The sequence below is a fragment of the Deferrisoma palaeochoriense genome (assembly GCF_054656955.1).
On the sequence record NZ_BAAHXI010000001.1, the window covers coordinates 18,311 to 38,207 of the forward strand.

Sequence of the window (19,897 nt, forward strand, 5' to 3'; positions counted from 1 at the left end):
CGGCCGCTCCCCTGGCGCCGGGCGGCCCGAGTTGCTCGGCCGTCGCGCTTCGTCGGACCCCCAGCCCCACCGCCGCAATTTGCATGTTTTTTGGGTGAGACGGGCCACTAGCACGGCTTCTGATGGGTTCACAGCGTTCCAGCTTCCCGGCTTCCTAACTTTCCAGCTTCCCAGCCTGACAGCCGGAGGTGATTCTTTGAGCCGAAGATGGGAGTACGGCCAGATCTTCGTTCCCAACCCGGAGCCCTTTGGCGGGCTGCCCAAGGAGGCCCTGGACCTGACCAAGGTGAAACGGGCGGGGGAGGAGGGGTGGGAACTCGTGACCACCATCCCCTACACCACGCCCCAGGGCGAGGTGCGGGGAGCGTTTTTCATCTTTAAGCGGGAGGCCCCGGCCTCCGGATGATCCGGCTCCTCGCCCTCCTGCTCCTCTGGCCGGCCGTGGCCCTGGCGGCCGCGGTGGACGACTGGCCCTGCGTGGCCTGCCACCCCTCCCGGGACCGGGCGGCCTTCGACCTCCTCCGGACCGACCGCGACGTGCTCCTGGGCGACGAAGCGGCCCAGGAACGGGTGTGCCGGTCGTGCCACAACGGCTCGGTGGTGGACAGTCGCCGGGTGTTGGGGCGGGGGGCGCAGCACCCGGCGGGGGTGCCGGCCGGCCGGGAACTGCCGGATCCCTTCAAGCTCTACCGGGGCCGGATCGAGTGCGGCACCTGCCATTCCCCCCACGCCGGGGGGGAGGCCGGCCGGCGGTGGCTCCGGGTGCTGCCCCGGGGCGACGAGCCCTGCGCCTCGTGCCATCCCGGCCGGGGCGACCGGCACCGGGGAAGGGTGTTGCCCGCCGATCTCGCCGCCCGGGTCGCCGGCCTGGGGGGCCGGACCGAGGGGGGCCGGATCGTGTGCGCCACGTGTCACCGGGTGCATGGGGGCGCGGGTCGGGCCCTGCTGGTGGCTCCCTACGGCGGGGGGCGAGACGATCTGTGCCGGGTGTGCCACCGCCCCACCGAACCCCTGGACGCCCACCGGGAGGCCGGGTGCAGCGCCTGCCACCGGCCCCACTCCGAGGCGCCGTTTTTGGCCGAGGGCCGCCCCTGCCTGGCCTGCCACGAGGGAAGCCAGGGCCCGGGGCACCACCCGGCCGCCACCCCCTACTGCGCGGAGTGCCACGCGGCCCACGACCCGGTGAAGCCGGAAGGGAGCGCGGCGGGGCTTCTCCGGGCTCCGCTCGAGGGGAACCTCCTGTGCGACGGGTGCCACGCCGATCTGCCGGGCCCCCACCGGGATCCCGTTCCCGCCGGGGCCGACCCGGTGGTGCTGGCCCGGCGGGGGCTTCCGACCCAGAGCGACGGCCGGATGGGCTGCGCCACCTGCCACCGGGTCCACGGGGCGGCGGTGGAGCCTCTGTTGGGCGGCATGCCAGGGGTGCGGTGCCTCTACTGCCACACCGGCCAGAACCCCTTCGTGCCGGCGAACGCCGGGGCCCACCCGGTGGCCGTCCCCTTGGCCGGCGGTCGGGTGCTCTGGTGCACCACCTGCCACCGGGCCCACGGGGGCGCCCCGGACGAGGCGGCCTGCACCGACTGTCACGGGGCCGAGCACGGGGGGAAAGGCCACGGCGGGGCCGAGGGGTGCAGCGCCTGCCACCGCATCCACGCCCCAGAACCTGCGGCGGCCCGGTGCGCGGGGTGCCACGACGGGGGACAGCTCCATCCGGCGGCGGCCGCAGAGGCCCGGCCGGGCTTGCCGGTGTTCGGCCCCACGGGGGCCGGGGCCCCCCGGGGCGCCGTAGCCTGCCCCACCTGCCACGATCCCCACCGGCCGGAGGCACCGGTGCGGCTGGGGGAGGGCACCTGCCTCGCCTGTCACCCCGACAAGGAGGAGACGGCGAAGCGGCCCCACGGCGGGGTCGAGGGCTGCGGCACGTGTCACCCGGCCCACGGCCGGCCTACGGAAGGCCCCGCGGAGGCCCGGTGCCGGGGGTGCCACGGGGACGAGATCCGGAGCCTTACGGCCCACACCGCCGGAGGCCCCCCGGCCTGGAAGGGCCTGGGCGACCGGCTCCCCCTGTTCGACCGAGAGGGCGGCCGGAACCCCTTTGGGTTCATGTCATGCCCCACCTGCCACGACGTCCACCGCCCCGGGGCGTTCCGGCTGGAACCCCGGGATCCCCCGCGGTTGTGCCTGGTCTGCCACGGCGACAAGGCCTCGCTCCTGGGGAGCGCCCACGACCCCCGAGTTGGCGGGGAGGGGGCGGCCTGCGACGTCTGCCATCCCCAGCACGCCCACGAGGGGGAACCCCCCCTGTGGAAGCTGCGGGAGGGCGCCCCGGGCACCTGGAACGACCGGAAGTGCTCCGGGTGCCACGGCCCGCCGGCCGACGGCCCCCTCCCCCATGCCGGCCCCGGCTCCCACCCGGTGAACGCGGTGCTGCCCGAGGGGATGGACCCGGGGGACCTCCCGCTTTACGATCCCCTGGGCGGCCGGGCCGGCCGGACGCTTGCCTGCGCCACCTGCCACGACCTCCACGGCCGGTGGGACCCGGCCGGGGAGCGGATCCCCGCGTTTCTCCGGGTTCCGGCCTCCGACGGGACGCTTTGCGCCCGGTGCCACCCGGCCGAGGCCGCCGTGCGGGGCACCCCCCACGACATCCCTACCGATCCCCCCGACCCCCTGGGGCCTTGCGGGCCCTGTCACCGGGCTCACCGGGGGGTGGACCGGGCCCTGTGGGCGCTGGAACCCGCGCCCGGCGCGTACCCGCCGAACCGGCTGTGCCGGTCGTGCCACCGGGAGGGGGGCCCCATCGAGGGAGAGGTGCTCCTCCTCCAGCACCACATGAAGGACGCCGAGCCGCTCCTGACGCCCCGGGGCACCATCTACCTCCAGCGGCCCATGGCGCTCGCGGACACCTGGGCCCTGAAGACCGGCCAGCCGCCGGTGATCCCGCTTTACGACCGCGAGGGGAGGCCGGGGCCCACCGGGAACCTCCAGTGCGTGAGCTGCCACGACCCCCACGTGTGGAGCCCCTTCGGCGCGTTCATCAAGCCGGGGTTCGGGACCCTCGGGCCCAACGTGGTGACCCGGTTCCTCCGGCTCCGGGAACCGGCCGAGGCCGGCCGCAGCGTGTGCGCCGTGTGCCACCCAGAGGATGCGGCGGAGCGCTACCTCAAGTACCATTGGGTCTGGTCCGATGTGGGGGAGGAGTTCCGGTAAGGGGGATGGGATGATCGCGAGATGGTGGATCGTGGGGGCGGTTCTCTGGGCCATTGGGGGGGTGGGGTTGGCGGCGGACCTCGACGCGCTGCGGGCCGACCTTTCGGGTCCCGACGGCAACGCCCGGCGGAAGGCGGCCGAGGCCCTGGCGGAGGTGGGCGGGGCCGAGGCGGTGCGGCTCCTGGCCGAGGCCTACCGCAACGAGACCGAGGACGCGTTCGGCGTCAAGGCGGCCTGCGCCGAGGCCCTGGGCCGCACTGGGCTTCCGGAGGCGGCCGGCCCCTTGGCCGAGATGCTCTCCGACCGGGACTACTGGGTGCGCAAGAAGGCCGTGATGGCTCTCGAGAACGTTCCGGGCGACGCCGCGATCCGGGCCCTGGAACGGGCCGTGGGCGACGCCGACCCGAGGGTCCGGGCCGTCGCCCTGGAGGCCCTGGGCCGTCGGGGGGGCAATCCCGACGTGATCGCCTGGGGGTGGACCGATCCCGACGACCGGGTGAGGGCGGCGGCCCTGGGGGCCCTGGCGAGGATCGGGGCTCCCGGGGCGGAGGAACTCCTGGCCGAGGCCCTGGCATCGGACTCCTGGCGGCTCCGGTTCCGGGCCGCCACGATCCTGGCCGGCCGGGGCGACCCCCGGGGCCGGAAGGTGCTCGCGGCGGCGGTCAAGGCCGGGGAGCACGCCGGCGCCGCGATCCGGGAGTGGAGCTGCCTCGAAGAGGAGGCCGTGCCGGCGCTCGCGGCCCTCTGGGCCGACCCCGAGGTTCCCGCCGCCGAAAAGGGCCGGATCCTGGACGTGCTCGAGCGGCTCGACTGCCCGGCCACGACCCGGTTTTTCCTGGACCTCGCCGCAGACCCCAAGGCCCCGGCCGACGACCGGGCGCGGGCCGCCATGGTGGTCTACGACCGCCGAGGGGCCCTCACCGCCGACCAGGTCCGGGCGGTCGCCGACTGGCTCGGGGACGCCGACCCGAATCTGCCGGCCGTCGCGCTCCAGATCCTCCTCGACCGGGGCGGGCCGGAGTTCCTGCCCCGCATCGCGCCCCTTGCCGAGCACCCCAACGAGGTGGTGCGCCACTTCGCCCTCCAGAACCTGGCCGCCCACGGCGGCCCCGAGTACGAGTCCGCGTTCCTGAAGGCGCTCCAGGACCCCAAGGCGGCGAACGTGCGGCTCGCCCTCGAAACTTTGGCCCGCATCGGCACCCCCCGGGCCGTGCCCGCCCTGGAGCCGTTCCTCCAGGAGCGCAAATACCGCCGGTACGCCCAGGCCGCCCTCGACGCCATCCGGGAGCGGGGGGAGTAGGGGGCGCTTTCCCCCCCTCTCCACCTTCCCCGGGGTGGGATGGGCGCTCTGGCGAGACACCCAGGCTGGAGAATCTCTCGGGCGACCTACCCTCTGCCTTTCTGTTGATGCGGCACAGGTAGACGAGATGCCCGCCGCACCCGGCTCTCCACCGCCCCACCCGCTGGTTTCCGCAGCAACCACGGGAATCTGACAACACTTCCGTTGGTATTATCAGCCCGGCGTCTATAACGGCGCACACGTGGCCGCCGGGGCGTGGGACCTGCTTCCGGCCGGGCGCGAGTGCGGCACCCGATCGCCGCGCCCTTGCATGCCGTTGCCGGTTCGGTGGCTCGGGGCGCCGAGAGCGGAAGTTCCGGATCTTCCAAAGCAATCCAAGCCTCGAGGGGCGCGGCGACGTGAGGGGCCGCACCCGGCGCTCCAGCAGGCCACACGCCCCGAAGCCGCTTCTGTTTAGCCGCCGGAGTAATAGTGAAGGTGTGAGGCAAAAAAGCCGGCCGCCAGGTGGGGCCCTGGCGGCCGGTCGAAGGATCAGCCCCACGAGCGATGTCGTAGAACCGAACCGGAAGGGAAAAGAGGTCGGGCTAGTCGTCGTCCCCGCTGAACCGGGCGAAGTCGTGGCACTTGCTGCACGAGTTCGGCATCACGTCGGCGTCCCGGGTGGCCGTGGGCACCAGCACGGCGCTCTGGGCCGGCCAGACCACGTCGAACACGTGGGACCCGACATTGCCCTCGGCCACGGCGCTCTTCCCGTTGCTGTCCCACGCCAGGTGCCACTCGGCGTCGATCTTGACGTCCTGGAGTTTCCCGATTTTGGGCATGTGGCACGAGGTGCAGGCCCCCGACGGCATGTCCGGGTCGGTCGGTGTGTAGGGGGCGGCGCCCATGCTGGCCTCGGCCTCCATGTGCTCGGCCACCACCCGGGCCACCTTACTTAGGGCCTGGAAATTCCCGCCGCTCGCGTCCTTTACGTCCTGCTTGGCGAGGTCTTCGAAGGGCCCGTGGGTGGCGTGGCACGCGAGGCACAGGGTGTTGTCGGCGTACGCCGCGTGCGGGAACTCCACGCCGTCCACCTCGAGGTCGGGGGCGTCCAGGGTGTGGGCGTCGTGGCAGGTGAAGCACGTGAGCTTTTCAAACGAGTTGTTGTAGTGGACCGACCGACGCATCTCCGAGAGCATCTGGGAGTGGGCCCGGGAGTGGGTCTGGTCGGGCCAGGTGTGGAACGTGCCCAGGTACTCCCCGTTCAGCTTGTTGCCCGAGTACTCGTTTTGCGCCCAGGTCGGCTGATCGAACTTCCAGAAGAAGTCCTCGATGTCGTACACCCCGGGCACGAAGTACCCGTACCCGATGGCGTCCTCGTAGTCGGCGTTGTAGGCGTACTTGTGGACCGTGGGGTTCGCGCTTTTGCCAGGGTGCGAGCCGTGGCACTGGCCGCAGGTCTCGTTCGCCGCCTTGGCCGTGAGGTACTGGGGCAGGATCAGCTTCGCCTTCTTTTTGGTGTTCACGTGCTCCGAGCCCGGGCCGTGGCAGCGCTCGCAGGTAACGTTGAGGGCGGTGAACTCGACGTTCGTGACCACCTCCTTGGCGTCGCCCGGTTCATGGGCGTCGGCGAAGGTTTGGGAGGTGATCCTCACGCCAGTGGAATGACACCCGGTGCACCCGCGCGACCAGGTGTTGGCGGGGTAGGCCCAGTGGGTCGGGGACTTCTCCCAGAAGGCGGGGAAGCCGGTCACGTCGTTGGGGCCCAGAACCTCGCTCCCCACCGGGGTGCCGTCCTGCATGATGTACACCGGCATGTAGGCCACCCAGTCCCTGTAGTTCTCGTCGAGCCAGTTGGTCACCCCGTTGTCCTTAGCCCACTGCCGGAGCCAGGGCACGTCCTGCATGCGGCACATGTAGCGCTGCTTGCCCTCGCCGAAGTTGGGGTGGCGGTCGGGCGTCGTGTGGTCCGGGTCGGCCCAGCCCTCGCCCCAGTTGCCCTGACCGCCGATGGTCGCGGCCACCGGGATGAACACAGGCCCGGCCGTGGGGTCGTAGGTCCCGGCGTCCTGAGCCGTCTTCCACGCGAAGATGTCGCCGTCGGCCCCGGAGCAGTCGAGGAGGTCTTCATCGGCCGGGTCGGTGACGGGTGAGTCGGTTTCGGGGTAAAACTTGAACAGGTATTCCCGGCCGTCCTCGCCGTCGCGGGTGCACAGCACCACGTTCACGAGGCCCTCGCCGGTCTGGGGGTCCTGAACGAGCAGGAGTTCCCCCGTGGAGCTTCGGGGTACCACCTTGTCGCCAGGTTCGGGCCAGAGGTCCGGGTACACCATCTGGCTCGTCCCCTCGGTTACGAACCGGGAGTGCGCCGAGGCGCTGGCGGTGCCGTCGAACGCGGCGAACAGGTCGGCCCACTCGTCGCCGTGGCAGCGCTTGCAGGTCCCCATGCCGACGTAAGTGGCCTCGTCGCTGGGCCGGCCCGAGAGGGTCACGGTGACGTCTTCCACCGTGTCGCCCGCGGCGACGTAGATCGACGAGCGGGTTTCGCCGTCGAGGTAGATCGTTTTGTCCGGGCTCGTCACGTAGAGGTACACGAACCCTGGCTCTACGCCCTCCAGGGTGAAGGCGCCGGTTTCGTCGGTGGTGGCCGTGACGCCCTGGCCCTCCACCTCCACGGTGGCCCCGGCCACGGGCTGGCCGTTCACGTCCAACACCTTGCCCAGGATCTGGCCGGAGGTCTCCTCGGTGCCGGAATCCGCGGTGAGGGTGAGCCTCACGTTGGTGGTCGCCCCGCCGGCCACGCCGACCGGCAGGGTGGTCGTCCCCATGCCGTCCTTCGTGGCGGTCAACACGTAGGCGCCCACCGGAATGTCAGCCAGGGCGAACGTGCCCTGATCGTCGGTGGTGACCGTTTGGGTTGCAGGATCGGTCGTGACGGTGGCACCGCTCACGACGGCACCGGTGGCGTCCTCCACCACCCCCGTGATCGTCCCGGTGTCCACGGCGTCTTTCCCTGGGGCTCCCGGGGCCCCCGGCGCGCCGTCGTCTCCATCGTCGCCCGCGCACCCGGCGAGCGCTACCGCAAAACCGAGAACCAACACCCATAGAATCTTCCGCATCCTCATTCCTCCCTCGCATTGTGGTGTGTCCCTGGGGACCGGCGTACCCGATCTCGATCCATCACCTCCTTTCCCTCCGGGTCATCCCCGCCGGGTATGGGCATTCTTTGGCCTGTGGACGCCGTGTATTTTTGTGGTATATTTCACATATTGCTGCGGTGAATGCGGGTTCAGGATACTGCGGGCGTCGCCGGACCGGAAGCGAATGTTTTGCATCGACCCATGCGTTGGGCGCATGGAGGGTCAGATCCGGATGGAGCTCCGAAACGTATACGAGAGGCGATCCCGGCAGGAGACGCGGCGGCGGGTTGCTGGCCTTATGGTTGGATGCACGAGGGGGCGCCGCCTTCGATCCGGCGAACAGAGGGGCGCGCGATCTCGGGCAAAGGGGGCGGTTCCGGCGCGGCGAACGTGTGCCGCGCTCGCCCCGGGCCAACGTCCGTTCCCCATCCGCGCCCGGGACTACCTTCGTAGCCGAGAGGGAAACCGATGGAGTCTGTGTATTGGAGGTCGTTGATCGAGGTGGTGGAGAAGGGGAGCTTCTCTCGGGCCGCGGAAAGTTTGTGCGTGTCCCAGTCCACCGTGTCCCGTAGGATCCAGTTCTTGGAGGAACAGTACGGCGTGGCCCTGGTCGACCGCTCCGGTCCGCGCATCGTGCCCACCGAGGTGGGGAGCGAGGTGCTCGAAAAGGCCCGGCGCATTCTGGAACTGGAGGGCGAGATCGAGGAGCGGGTCCGGATCGCCGGGTTCGATCGGCCGGTCGGTTTCGCCTGTACCCCCGAGTTCGGGATTCTGCGACTGCCCGAGGTGCTCCACGGGTTCCTGGCGGCAACGAGCCGCCGGCCGCCCCGACTGCGGCTGGAGTTCGGGACGCCGGAGCAGATCGCCTTGGGGGTCGCCCGTGGAGCCTACGACCTGGCGGTCGTGGAGCACTGCCTCGGGTTCGAGGCCGTCGGGTGCGACCGGATTCCCCTGGGAGGGGACGAGGTGGTGTTCGCAAGCCACCCCGGCTTGGGCGTTCCGGTGGGAACGCTAGCCGTGGAGGATCTCCTTTCGCAGATACTCCTGGTGCCCGCCGAAGCCCAGTGCTGCCGGGCGCTCCTCGAGGCGAACTTGGCCGGGGCGGGACGAAGAATTGATGAATTTAGGGGCGTGGTGGTCTTCGACGACCTCGTGGCGCTGCGGGAGTCGGTGCTGCGGGGCGACGGGGTGGCGTTCCTGCCGTCGGACCTGGTGACCTCGTTCGACGGGGCGCTCCGAACCCACCGGGTCAAGGGGTTCGAGCACCGCCGGCTGCGGACCCTGCTGCTTCCGGGCTCCAAGCCTCCCTCGGCCGCCGCGGCCGCCCTACGGGAGCACATCGTGAAGACGCTGACGGCCGGCAACGGAGGGTGAAGGCCCCCGGAAAAAAGGGCCGCCGGGCGTCACGCCCGGCGGCCCGTGTGCCCCTCACCTTCGGCACGTTACTCCATGGACACCTTGAGCCAGTTCATCTGGCCGTCGGTCAAGGGCGTGCCGTACCCCTCCCGGACCTGGAAGAGATCCACCTCGTCCTTCAGGTGGAACCAGGCCGGTTTCCCGTCGACCATGGTGGTTCCGTCCCAGTCCACAAAGCTGAACTTGAGCGCCGTATTGTAGTCCGGCGGAACGGGGATGATCCCCTGGGGCGGCACGAGCTTGCCCTCGGTTTCGTTCCAACCCACCACCTGGATCGTGCCCGTACCCGTATACGACTGGACCGCCGCGTTGCCGTGGCAGTCGTTGCACGACGTGACGGCGTCCTTTTTCACGGTGTGGCCGTAGTAGGGCGCGAAGGCCACGAAGGTCTTCGCATCGGCGCCGGAGCCGTATTTGAGACTCATCATCGTGGCCGCCGTGACCTTGCCGCCGCGGTTCATGAGGAGCTTGAACCCGGTGAACTGGCCGTAGGCGATCTTCTTGGTGTGGTCCTCAACCTGCTTGTCGAAGTGGCAGTTGTAGCAGCTCATCACCGACTGAGTGTGGCAGGCGCTGCAGTCGATGTCGTCGAGGTGCCGGGTGTGATAGGCGTTTGCCTCCAGGCCCTCGGGGTCGTGACAGTTCTCGCACTTGGCGTCGATCGCCCCGTCCGCGAGCATGGAGTCGTAGGTGGTGCCGTCGCCGTGGACGTCGCCCGAGGTGTGGCAGTCCATGCAGTCCATGCCCAGGTCATCGCGGTGGACGTCGGAGACGGCCTGGTTTCCGGCGGCGAGTTGGCTCTTCTCGGCGCCCTGGCGGCCGTGGCACTTGAGGCAGGTGCTGCCGGTGATGGGCTCGTCCCGGTGGCAGTCGTTGCAGGAGGCGGTGCTCCCCTGGGCTTCCCACTCCGCCTCGGTCATGTCGGAGCGGTGGCAGTCCTTGCAGCCCAGGTCCTCGTACGGGACGCCGGTCAGGGTTTCGAACCCTCCGTTTTCGGCCGCGTACCAACTGGCCTTCCCGGCGCGGGTTTTGTGCAGGCTGGTGCCGAAGGTCGCGGTCGGCATCGGCACCGGTTCTGCACGGACGATGTTCCGGTTGGCCGCGCGCTCGAAGTTCTCGTACACCTCGCCCACCCAGCCATAGGCGTTCTCCACCGGGTCGGTCAGCCAGAACTTGCTGTAGTCGGCCCCGTGGCAGTTTTCACAGCTTTCGGTGATCTTCGTTTTCCGGCGGATGTTGTGGGGGGTGGCGTAGGCCCAGGTGGGCCGGGCGTCCGCGTTGGGCAGGAGCCCCTCCACAGCATTGTCGCCCGTGTACGTGAACACGTCGGGGTCCACCGGCACGTGCCGCAGTACCGCGTACTTCTTCGCGCCCTCCACCCCGTCGAGCCACTTGGGGTTCTTGCCCACCCGGAAGGTCATCAGGTGGTCGTAATTGCCGCCGGGTTCGTTCTCCGAGATCACGTAGTAGGGCACCCCGTTCTCCGTGACGTCGGTGTGGCACTCGAAGCAGTTCTTGTAGGGCTGGGCATGGCAGACGTAGCAGTCCATGGCGTCGAGGTGCTGCTGGCTGTGGAGCATGTTGGCCCCCACGAGGTCGTCGTGGCAGTCCTCGCAGGCGGGCGAGGTCGAAACCGCGTAGCGGTCGTCGTTTTCCGGCGCGCCCGCGCCGTGCATCTCGTCGCCGGAGTGGCAGTCCACACAGGCGAGCCCGGCTTCCTTGTGCACGTCAGGTTCGAGTTCAAAGGCCTCGTCCTTCCAGGGGCTGTCCTCGCCCAGGAACTGGCGGTTGCGCGCCAGGAGCTCGTTGTTGAGCCCGTAATACTCGTCCTTGACCCGCGAGCCGTGGCAGGCGGTGCAGTTGTTGTCCATGCTCGGGGTGCCCTGGAACCGGTGGCCGGCCAGGAGCCCGCCGCCCGCCGGCGCGGGCACGCTCACGTGGCACTGGCCGCAGGCCACGTCGCCGCTGCTGTTGGCCGTGTGGCACTTGGTGCACTGCTCCTCGAACCGCTCGGCCGAGGTCTCGTCCTCCGGGTCGAAGCCCCGCTTCGACAGGATCGCCGTATACCCGGCCAGGGTGGCGTGGAGGCCGTTGTTCGCCTCGGCCGTGTTCGGATGGAACACGCTGTGGCAGTTCAGGCAGGCGGCCTCGCCGCCGGGGATGGCCGCGAACGAACCGGTGTGGGCTTCGGCTCGGCTGGACTTGGCGGTGTCGCCGCCGTGGCAGTCGGTGCAGTTCCGGCCGGGGTGGATGTCCCCGTCCTCGTCAAACGCGCTGGCGTACTTGGCATCGTAGCTGGCAAGGTGACCGTCGTAGATCCAGAACTTCTTGGAAGCCGGCACGGGCTCCACGGCGCCCCCTCACCCCTCCCCCACGGAGGGTGGTGCCTCCGTGGCCTGGGGCGGGTTGGTGGTCAGGTCGTAGAAGATGGCCGTGAGGCTCGTGTGGCACCCCTTGCAGCCGGTGGGCGGCTTGTAGGCGGCCAGGGAACCCAGGTCGTCCGCTCCCCCGTCGTCCACGGGGAAGTCCCAACCCCGGATCGTGTCGAAGTTGGGGAGTTTGCCCGCGCCGACCGTCGGGGAGGGGTACCAGCCGTCCATGCCGTAAAGGAGGTTCTTCGCGTCGTACCCGAGAATCGCCAGCGTCAGGGTGGCCAGCGACCCGGTGTGGCCGGTGTAGCAGTAGGCCACCACGGGCTTGTCGGGATCGAGGATCGTCAGGTTCTCGAGGACGGCCGTGTCCTTCCAGAACACATTGAGCGCCCCGGGGATGTGCCCGAGCGCGTAGTGGGCGGCGCCCCGCACGCTGAGGATCTGGGGATCGTTCGCCGGATCCCCGTCGTCGAGGAGCGCCTTGAGCTCGGTGGCCGGCATCTGGAGCGTGAGGGGGGTGTCGGCCTGGGCGAGGTACTTTGCCGCCCGCTCCAGGATCACCCCTTCCACCGTGTCGGCGCTGAACCCGGAGAACTCCGGAAGGTCGAAGGAACCCCCGGTGTAGGCGGTGGTCTCGACGGGGCCGTCAGCGAGGCGCTTGTCCCCCGCGTCGTCGGTCCACCGGTGGCCGTTGGAAAGCTCCTTGTCGAAGCTCCAGGCCATCATGCCCATCATGATGGTCTTCGACCACGGGTAGTCCCCGAAGTTCGCCGGATCCTTGATCCGCACGGCGTTGATGAGAAGGCTCGCCATGTTCCCGTCGCCCCCGTAGTAGGAGGCCACCACCACGTTCTTGTCGGCGGGAACGAGGGCGTCGCCCTCTTCGAGGTACCGCTGGGCGAACTCCTTGAGGGGCACGTTCACCGCGCCCGGGATGTGGCCCTTGGCGTAGTCCTCGGCGTTTCGGACGTCGAGGACGAAGGGGTCGTTGGAGGGATCGCCGTCGAAGAAGAGGGCGGCGACCTGGTCGGCATTGATCGTGTTGAGGCCGGTCTTGAGCACGCCGTCGAGCCGGGCCGCGACGTCTTCGCGGGTGATCGTGGTGCTCACCGGCGGTGTAGGCGATCCGGCGTTGTCGTCGTCATCGTCCGACCCGCCGCAGGCGCCGAGCGCCAGGGGGAACAGGAGAGCGGCGGCAGCGTATCGCAACCATCGGAGCGATCTCATTGGCTTCTCCTCCTCGTGAAGGAACTGGAAGACCTATTACGCGGGCAAGAACTCCCACTTCGCGGCTACACCATGGGGCACCTCCTTTCTCTGGCGTTTAAATGTGGAAAATTTCACATTTCCCCGGAATAGGGGGGCCCGTTCCCTGGAGAACGGGCCCCGCGGGTACCGCTACCGTTTACGTCCTGTCAGACCGAGACCTGCCGCCGCAGCGGCCAGGAGCCAGGAGAGTCCGGCCAGGGGGCCGACCTCACCGCCCAGCGCCTGCACGAAGCACTCGCTGGAGCCGGCCTCGTCCGACTCCACGTCGCCCGGGATCACCCCGCCGGCCTCCTCGGACGAGGTGCCGGTGAGTTCGGCGATCCGAGCCGCGGAGTACCCGAGCACCTCCCAGTTGGTGGCGAGCCGGGTGGTGGGCACCAAGACCGCGATGTAGTCGCCGTCGAGTCCGAAGGTGATGCCCAGGGCCTCGGCCGCCTGGGAGGCGGTCACGAAGGGCCCGCCCATCTCGAAGTCGTCGCTCGCCAGCGCGTACCCGGCCTCCCACACGTCCTCCACGATCTCCCCGGCCTCGGCCTTCTCGAGGAGTTCTTTGGAGTAGAACTCCCAGTGCACGAGCGGCAGGCCATTAGGCCCATAGGTGGGCACCTCCACCTTCTGGTTGAACACGCTCCGTTCGGCGTCGTGGCAGTCGGCGCACATGAGGGCGTCGTCCTTGCGCACGCCGTGGCCGCCCAGGGTGACACCGTTGGAGTAGGCCGGGTAGTTCTGCCACAGGGCCGGGTCCACGCCCATCTGGGAGAGCATCATCTGCATCTCGCTCCCCGGCGGGGCGGCCATGACCACGACCTGGTCGGCCGAAAGCGCGTCCTTCGAGTACATGGCTTTCATCTGCTCGGCGGTCATGCCGTATTCGGTGGGGTCGAAGCCCATTTGGAGCATCATGTCCAGGAGCCGGCTCATCCCCACCTCCACGGCCTTTCGCATGTCCTTGACCGCGAGGGGCCGGTAGGCTTCGTCCCAGGTGGTGATCTTGCCCGCCTCGGCCAGCTTCCCGAGGTCCTGGTACCAGTTGTACCCGAAGGTGTACTTGTCGAAGAACAGCATGTTCGGGAACGCCGCCATCTGGGCCATGGCCGCGTAGCCCGGGTACGCCGGGTCGGCCGGGTCCACGGTGGTCACCACCATGCCGGTGGCCTCGTCCACCTGGAACTTCGAGAAGTCGAAGTCCTGGTCCATGAACCCGAGCATCTTGTACTGCTCGGCAAACATCCGCATGGCCGCGAACATGGAGTAGTCGTTGACGCCGTCGCGGTCGCGATCCACGTCGTCCACGCCGATCCCGAAGAACCGGCCGTCGAAGGGCAGGGGGTTGATGATGGTCTTGAACGGGTAGATCCGCGGCGCCTCGCCCGTGGCCGGGTTGGTCACCGGGAGGGGTTGGGCCAGGAAGCTCGTGAGCCCCGAGAACGGCATGTAGATTGGCCGCTGGTGGTAGTTCTCCCAGAGTTCCTCGTTGGTGAGCGGCTGGCCGCCCTCTTTCTTCGTGTAGAGCTTCACGGGCCGGTTGTCCTTGCCCTTGGCCAGGGCCAGGAATCCGCCGTCGCCCCAGATCGTGGTTTCGGCCCCGGAGGTCCAGGTGATGTGGCAGGTCTCGCAGGCGATCTTCTCCACGTGGTCGTTGAGCCGGTCGCTCGAGTGGGGCCGGTCGGTGTGGCAGCCCGCGCACGAGGCGTCGTTCTCGTCGGAGTTGACCGGGTAGTCCGAGGCGAACAGGTCGCCGTTCACCATGGGGCCCCGGTTGAACTTGTGGTCCGTGGCCTCGTGACAGAACAGGCACGGGTTTTCCGACGACACGCCGAGCTTGTAGTGGATGTCGTACTCGGCCTCGGGCAGTTCGCCCCGTTTGTAGTCGGTGCGGCCGTGCTCGTGGCACCGCAGGCACATCTCGTCCGTGGGGGTCCGGACGATCGAGGCCAGGGCCTCGGCCGAGCGGTCCTGCTTGATGCGCTGGGGAACGCCGTCGAGCGTGCCGAAGCCCATGTTGAGCCCGTACGGATCGGGCTCATAGGTGGTGCGGATCCGGAAGTCGTACTCCTCGGCGTGACACACGAGGCAGTCGACGCCGGAGAGCATGATCTGCTCGGCCTGTGAGGCTGCCGAGGCGGCGTCCATCTCCATGCCCATGAACTGCTGGGTCAGGAACCCCTCGAACAGGGTGTTGTAGTAGTTCGTGTGGCACGAGCCGCACTGCTGGCCCGGGGTGCCGCCCTGCTCGGCGGCCACCTCCACGGAGGTGTAGGAGGTGCCCAGCATGTTCAGGAGCATGGGCGAGCCCACGAGCGCACAGGCCCGGTCGAGCATGCCGTGCTTGCCGCCGCCCGGGAAGAAGAAGTTCTCGTTCTCCACCACGGAGCGGGACGTGTAGTGGACCGAGGCCTTGAAGCTCTCCACGGCCTCGGGGTGGCATACCCGGCAGACGTTGGCTCCGCCGGTTTCGGGATCGTTGTACAGCGCTTCGAGTTGCCCGTGATCGAAGGCCGCGGCGGGGCCGGCGCTCAGCAGTGCGGCCCCGGCCACGGTAACCAGGGCGCGGTGAAATCCTCTGGGCTTGATGCGCATGGGTCTCCTCCTCGTTGTGGGGCTCCGGGGTCAGAACCCGCCCGGGTGACAGGTCAGGCAGAAACTCGCTTCGTGGCAGGCGCGGCAGCTGCGGGCCCCGCCCCGGCGGGCCACCAGGCCGGCGTGGCCCTGGCCGGCGTCGAGGGGGATCCGGAAGTTCGCGCCGAAATGGCTCGCCGGCCGGGTGCGGTGGCACCGGGAGCACTCGTCGGCCCGGTGGCAGGCCGCGCAGGCCTTTCGATCCAGGTCGGCCGCGATGCCGTGGCCGGAGTTCTTCCAGGCCGGAGTGTGGCTCTTGGGCCGGGCCGTGGCGTGGCAGTCGGAGCAGGCGTTTTCGCCGTGGCACCAGGTACACGACTCCCCGTCCAGGCGGCCCGCCTCGGCGTGAGCTTTCGGCCAAGCCGCGCTGTGGCTCGCGGGCCGCACGTCCTTGCGGAGCCTCTGGTGGCAGGTGGCACAGTCGGAGGGCGCCTCGTCGCCGTCGTGACAGCCGAGGCATACCTTCATCCCGGGCAGGTTCGAGTCGCTGGCCCGGGTGCTCGTGGCCGCTCCGGCGTGGCACCGGGCGCAGTCCACGTCGGCGTGGGCGTCGTGGTCGAAGATGACGTCGGCGTAGGAGGCGGGCCGGGCCGCCTCCACCAGGTAGTCGCCCTCGGTGTGGCAGGTGAGGCACGCGTCCGACGGGTTCTTCTGGTCGATCTCGTGGCAGGCCGCGCAGGCCTCGTGGTCGGGCCGCTTGGCGCCGGCGTGACAGTCGGCGCAGCCGGCCTCCCCGGAGTGGAGCTTGTGGTCGAACCGCAGGCCCTTGAGGCTGGTCACGCAACCGAGGCCCAGGGAGAGGGCGAGGCCTGCGGCCAGGGCGGTGGTTCGCAGTCGGATCCGTCGCATGGCGGTGTCTCCCCGGTGGTTAGAAGGTCAGGTTCAGGCGGGCCGTAAAGGTGTTCAGGGCGTCGACGCCGTCGGCCCGGTAGAGGTCGTCGGTTTCCCGGGCGTAGCGCAGGTGGAGCGCGGCGCTCTCCAGGAGCCGCACCCGGGCCCAGGCCTCCCAGGCCCGGCTGTCCCGGGGCCGGCCGTCGGAGTCGTAGGCCTGCTTCTGGAACGAGGCGCCCAGGGCGTGGCCCCGCCAGGACTGCTCCACCGCCACGGTAACCCCCCAGAGGTTGTCCTCGGTGATGTCCGAGCGGTCGCGGTTTTCGACCCAGCGCACCGCCTCGGCGTCGAGGCGAAGCCCCGGCCAGGGGAGGTCCGAGAGGTCGAGGAGGATTGCCCCCTCGTCGAAGTCCACGTTGTAGGTGTCCTCGTCGGCCTCGTCGACCACGTTGTGGTGGCGGAGCCGGGCCCCCAGGCCCACCTTGCCGAAGAACCCCTGGCGCACGGTCAGGGTATAGTCGGCGTAGGGCTCCAGGGGCTCGAAGGTGAGGTAGGGCACCTCGTGGTCGTCGGCCGAGGTGTAGTCGTAGGCGTAGTCGTCGTCGCCCTCCTCGGCCAGGGTGCGCACGTAGGTGGCGTGCACCTCGGCCTCGGCCCAGGGGTAGAGGTGGAGGGCGGCCGAGAGTTCCTGGGGGTCGGCGTTGACCATCCGGTACCCCAGTCGGCCGGTGCCCCAGCCGGCCAGATCCTGGACCAGCCGGGCCTCGAAGGTGTTCTCGATGTAGTGGACGTCCTCGAGGCTTACGAGAGTGCCGGGCAGGGGCCGCAGATCCAGGTTGCCGCCGTAGACAGCGTTGGGCTCCGGGTCCTTGTAGAAGCTCACCCGGCGGCCGCCGAAAGCCTCGAGTTGAGCCCAGCGGCAGGGGGTGAGGCGCACGAGCCCGCCGTCGAAGAGCACGGTCTCGGCGCTCCAGACCTCCTGGCGCCCGGCCTCGAGGCGCGCCCAGCCGGCCGGCAGGTCGTAGGACACGACGGCCCGGTAGAGCCGCCAGTCGTCCCGGTTGGAATAGGTGTCGAGGGTGTCCTTGTACGGGCTCGCCTCGGCCGTGCCGTCGAGGTCGGCCTCGTAGCGGAGCCGGCCCGAGAACCCGAGCCCCTCCACGGCCACGCGGCCGGCCTCGAGGCCCAGGTCCACGGCCAGGTCCTGGTCGGTTTCGTCGTCTCCCGCGTGCATCTGGGCCCACCGGGTTTCGTACTCGGCCGACAGATCGGCCCGTACGTCCGGCCCGGCCCCCAGGGCCGGCCCAGCCGCGAGGAGGGCTGCGAGGAGCGGTGGCAGCGGGTTTCGCATCCGTGGTTCCCTCCTGGTGAATGTGAACGTGGGTACAACCTTCCGGCATGCGAGAGGCGTGCCGGGGGTGGCCACAAAGCAAAACAATCTTGGAAAACGGGATGTTACGAGTCTGTCCGGTTACCCTGTTGGCTTTAGTGTTTCACAAGGTTGTTCAGGTTTGTTTCTCTGTGTTTCCAGTTGAAACAATTGGGGAGGGGCTTGGTTCGTCGCAAAGTTGACGGGGAATAGGATCGGACGGCAGGGGAGGGGGCTTGAGGGGGACGGGTCGCTTTTTCGAAAAAAAGAGGGGAATGGCGTTCAGAGGGGGGCGGGGGGCTTGCGGCGGGTGTCCCGGATGCCCAGGTCCCGCATCCGGCGCCACAGGGTGGTGCGGCTCCAGCCCAGGCGTTTGGCGGCTTCGCCCTTGTTCCAGCCCGTGGCCTCGAGGGCGGCGTAGATCTGCTCGCGCTCCTCGGCGTAGGGGTCTTCGCCGCCGAAGGGGTCCTCGCCCCGGAGGATGTGGTCGGGGAGGGCCTCGGGCTGGATCACGTCGCCCGGGGAGCACACGTAGGCGTGGGCCACGGCGTTTTCGAGCTCCCGCACGTTGCCGGGCCAGGCGTAGCGCTCGAGGATCCCGTAGGCGGCCGACGCGAACACCTTGCGCCGCCCCTCCCGGAGAGCGAGCCGTTTCAGGAAGTGGTCGGCCAGGAGCGGCACGTCCTCCCGCCGCTCCCGAAGCGGCGGGAGCTCGATCGGAACGACGCACAGCCGGAAGAAGAGGTCGTCCCGGAACCGGCCCTCGGCCACCTCTCTCCGGAGGTCCTTGTTGGTGGCGGCCACGATCCGCACGTCGGCCCGCCGGGGAACGGACTCGCCCACCCGCTCGAACTCCCCTTCCTGGAGCACCCGGAGGAGCTTCACCTGAAGGGCGGGGGAGGTCTCGCCGATCTCGTCGAGGAACAGGGTGCCCCCGTGGGCGGCCTCGAACCGGCCGGGCCGGTCGCGCACCGCGCCGGTGAACGCGCCCCGCACGTGGCCGAAGAGCTCGCTCTCCAGGAGCCCCTCGGCCAGGGCCGCGCAGTTGACCTTGATGAAGGGCTTGTTCCGGCGGGGGCTCAGGTCGTGGATGGCCCGGGCCACGAGCTCCTTTCCGGTGCCCGATTCCCCGGTGATGAGCACCGAGACCTCGCTCGGGGCCACGGTCTCGATTTTCTCGATGACCCGGCGGATCGAGGGGTGGTTCCCCACGATGCCGAGTCGGGCGCCGCTGCCGGCGAGTTCCGAGCGCAGCCGGTCGAGTTCGGAGAGGTCCCGGAGCACCACGACGGCCCCTTCGAGCCTTCCGTCGCGGCCCCGAAGCGGGGTCGCGTTCACGGACACGTGGAGCGGTCGGCCGCCCTTGCCCTTGAGCACCATCTCCCGGTGGTGAAACCCCTGGCCGCTTCGGATCATGGCCTGAAACGGGCACTCGGTGCCCGGGGGCGCCTGGAACACCTCGCGGCAGATCTGCCCCAGCACCTCGGCCTCGGCAAACCCCGTGAGCCGCTCGGCCGAGCGCGAAAGGGCGATGATCCGCTCCTGGGCGTCGATGGCGAGAACGCCCTCGTTCAGGCTGTCGAACACCGCCTCCAGGATCGCCGTGCGCTCCTGCAGGGCCTCGATGCCTTCGGCCGACGCGGCGCTCGCCAGCACGACGACCGCGTCGCCCCCCGGCCGGGCCGCGAGCTTGAGGCGGAGCGGCTGGATGCCCCGGCCCGTGTGGAGCCGGCGCACCAGGGTACGGTTCCGCACCAACGCGTCCCAGAGGGGTTCGCCGTCCCGGGGCGAGCGCTCCTCCCACTCCCCCAGGCTCTGGGGCGGGGGCTGATCGCCGAAGAGCCCCCGGAACGGGGGGTTCCCCCACAGGATCCGGCCGGACCGGTCCACCAGCACGGCGGGCTGGTGGAATGCGGCCAGCACATCGGTCAGGGCGGGCAGGGCGGTCGCGCTCACGGGGCCCTCCTCGGCCGGGTTTCGCCGGGACGGAGTTCCCGGGCGATCCGGTCCAGGATGCCGTTCACGAACCGGGGGGAGTCCTCGGCCCCGAACTCCCGGGCGAGTTCCACGGCCTCGTCCAGGACGATGGGGGCCGGCACGTCCGCGGAGGCCAGGAGCTCGTACGTGGCGAGCCGCAGCACGCTCCGGTCCACCCGGTCCATCCGCTCGAGCCGCCAGCGGCGGCTGGCGCCCCGGATGCGCTCGTCGATCTCGTCCCGGCGTTCCCAGGCCCCCCGCACCAGGGTCTCGGCGTAGGGCCGGTCCGCTTCGCCCCCGGCCTCGGCTATCGCCTGCTCCAGGAGCCCCACAGGGGGTTGCTCGGGGTTGAGGTCGAGGGCGTAGAGCGCCTGCAGCGCCGCCCGCCGGGCCGCTCGTCGGGCACCCATGGAGC

Annotated in this window: 12 protein-coding genes; 4 read left to right on the top strand and 8 right to left on the bottom strand. The window is 69.9% G+C overall.

Translation table 11 applies throughout. The features are described from left to right. The first annotated feature begins 196 nt into the window (after positions 1–196). Genes ACYQ8L_RS00105 through ACYQ8L_RS00115 form a run of 3 tightly spaced genes read left to right on the top strand, consistent with a single transcriptional unit; the run spans position 197 to position 4,510 of the window. Positions 197–406, top strand: a complete 210-nt coding sequence (locus ACYQ8L_RS00105) for a hypothetical protein (RefSeq protein WP_459939713.1) — start codon at positions 197–199, stop codon at positions 404–406. Continuing rightward, entirely contained in the window at positions 403–3,210 is a 2,808-nt protein-coding gene (locus tag ACYQ8L_RS00110) for a cytochrome c3 family protein (protein ID WP_459939714.1), read from the top strand. The genes ACYQ8L_RS00105 and ACYQ8L_RS00110 overlap by 4 nt, the downstream gene beginning before the upstream one ends. A gap of 10 nt (positions 3,211–3,220) precedes the next feature. After that, entirely contained in the window at positions 3,221–4,510 is a 1,290-nt protein-coding gene (locus ACYQ8L_RS00115; RefSeq protein WP_459939715.1) for a HEAT repeat domain-containing protein, read from the top strand. A 584-nt stretch (positions 4,511–5,094) separates the two neighbouring features. Here ACYQ8L_RS00115 and ACYQ8L_RS00120 read toward each other — a convergent pair. Beyond that, a complete protein-coding gene (locus ACYQ8L_RS00120; RefSeq protein ID WP_459939716.1) occupies positions 5,095–7,608 on the bottom strand; it encodes a carboxypeptidase regulatory-like domain-containing protein in 2,514 nt (837 codons plus the stop codon). A gap of 489 nt (positions 7,609–8,097) precedes the next feature. Between ACYQ8L_RS00120 and ACYQ8L_RS00125 the strand changes: the two genes are divergently transcribed. After that, positions 8,098–9,003 (top strand): multiheme cytochrome-associated LysR family transcriptional regulator, encoded by a 906-nt coding sequence (locus ACYQ8L_RS00125; protein WP_459939717.1) that lies wholly within the window; start codon positions 8,098–8,100, stop codon positions 9,001–9,003. 68 nt (positions 9,004–9,071) lie between these two features. Here the strand turns inward: ACYQ8L_RS00125 and ACYQ8L_RS00130 are convergent, their stop codons facing one another. From ACYQ8L_RS00130 to nusB, 7 genes are all read right to left on the bottom strand, one after another. Beyond that, complete coding sequence (locus ACYQ8L_RS00130; RefSeq protein ID WP_459939718.1) at positions 9,072–11,396, bottom strand: hypothetical protein; 2,325 nt, start codon at positions 11,394–11,396, stop codon at positions 9,072–9,074. A 9-nt stretch (positions 11,397–11,405) separates the two neighbouring features. After that, entirely contained in the window at positions 11,406–12,644 is a 1,239-nt protein-coding gene (locus tag ACYQ8L_RS00135; protein WP_459939719.1) for a rhodanese-like domain-containing protein, read from the bottom strand. Positions 12,645–12,815: 171 nt separating this feature from the next. Further along, entirely contained in the window at positions 12,816–15,266 is a 2,451-nt protein-coding gene (locus ACYQ8L_RS00140; protein WP_459939720.1) for a cytochrome c3 family protein, read from the bottom strand. Between the two features lie 30 nt (positions 15,267–15,296). Then, positions 15,297–16,154, bottom strand: a complete 858-nt coding sequence (locus ACYQ8L_RS00145; protein WP_459939721.1) for a cytochrome c3 family protein — start codon at positions 16,152–16,154, stop codon at positions 15,297–15,299. Between the two features lie 19 nt (positions 16,155–16,173). After that, positions 16,174–17,487, bottom strand: coding sequence for a hypothetical protein (locus tag ACYQ8L_RS00150; protein WP_459939722.1), 1,314 nt, complete (start codon positions 17,485–17,487; stop codon positions 16,174–16,176). Positions 17,488–17,787: 300 nt separating this feature from the next. Beyond that, positions 17,788–19,461 (bottom strand): sigma-54 interaction domain-containing protein, encoded by a 1,674-nt coding sequence (locus ACYQ8L_RS00155; protein WP_459939723.1) that lies wholly within the window; start codon positions 19,459–19,461, stop codon positions 17,788–17,790. After that, on the bottom strand, positions 19,458–19,892 hold the full coding sequence (nusB, locus tag ACYQ8L_RS00160; protein WP_459939724.1) for a transcription antitermination factor NusB: 435 nt from the start codon (positions 19,890–19,892) through the stop codon (positions 19,458–19,460). Before nusB ends, ACYQ8L_RS00155 begins: the two co-directional genes overlap by 4 nt. Between the last annotated feature and the right edge of the window lie 5 nt (positions 19,893–19,897).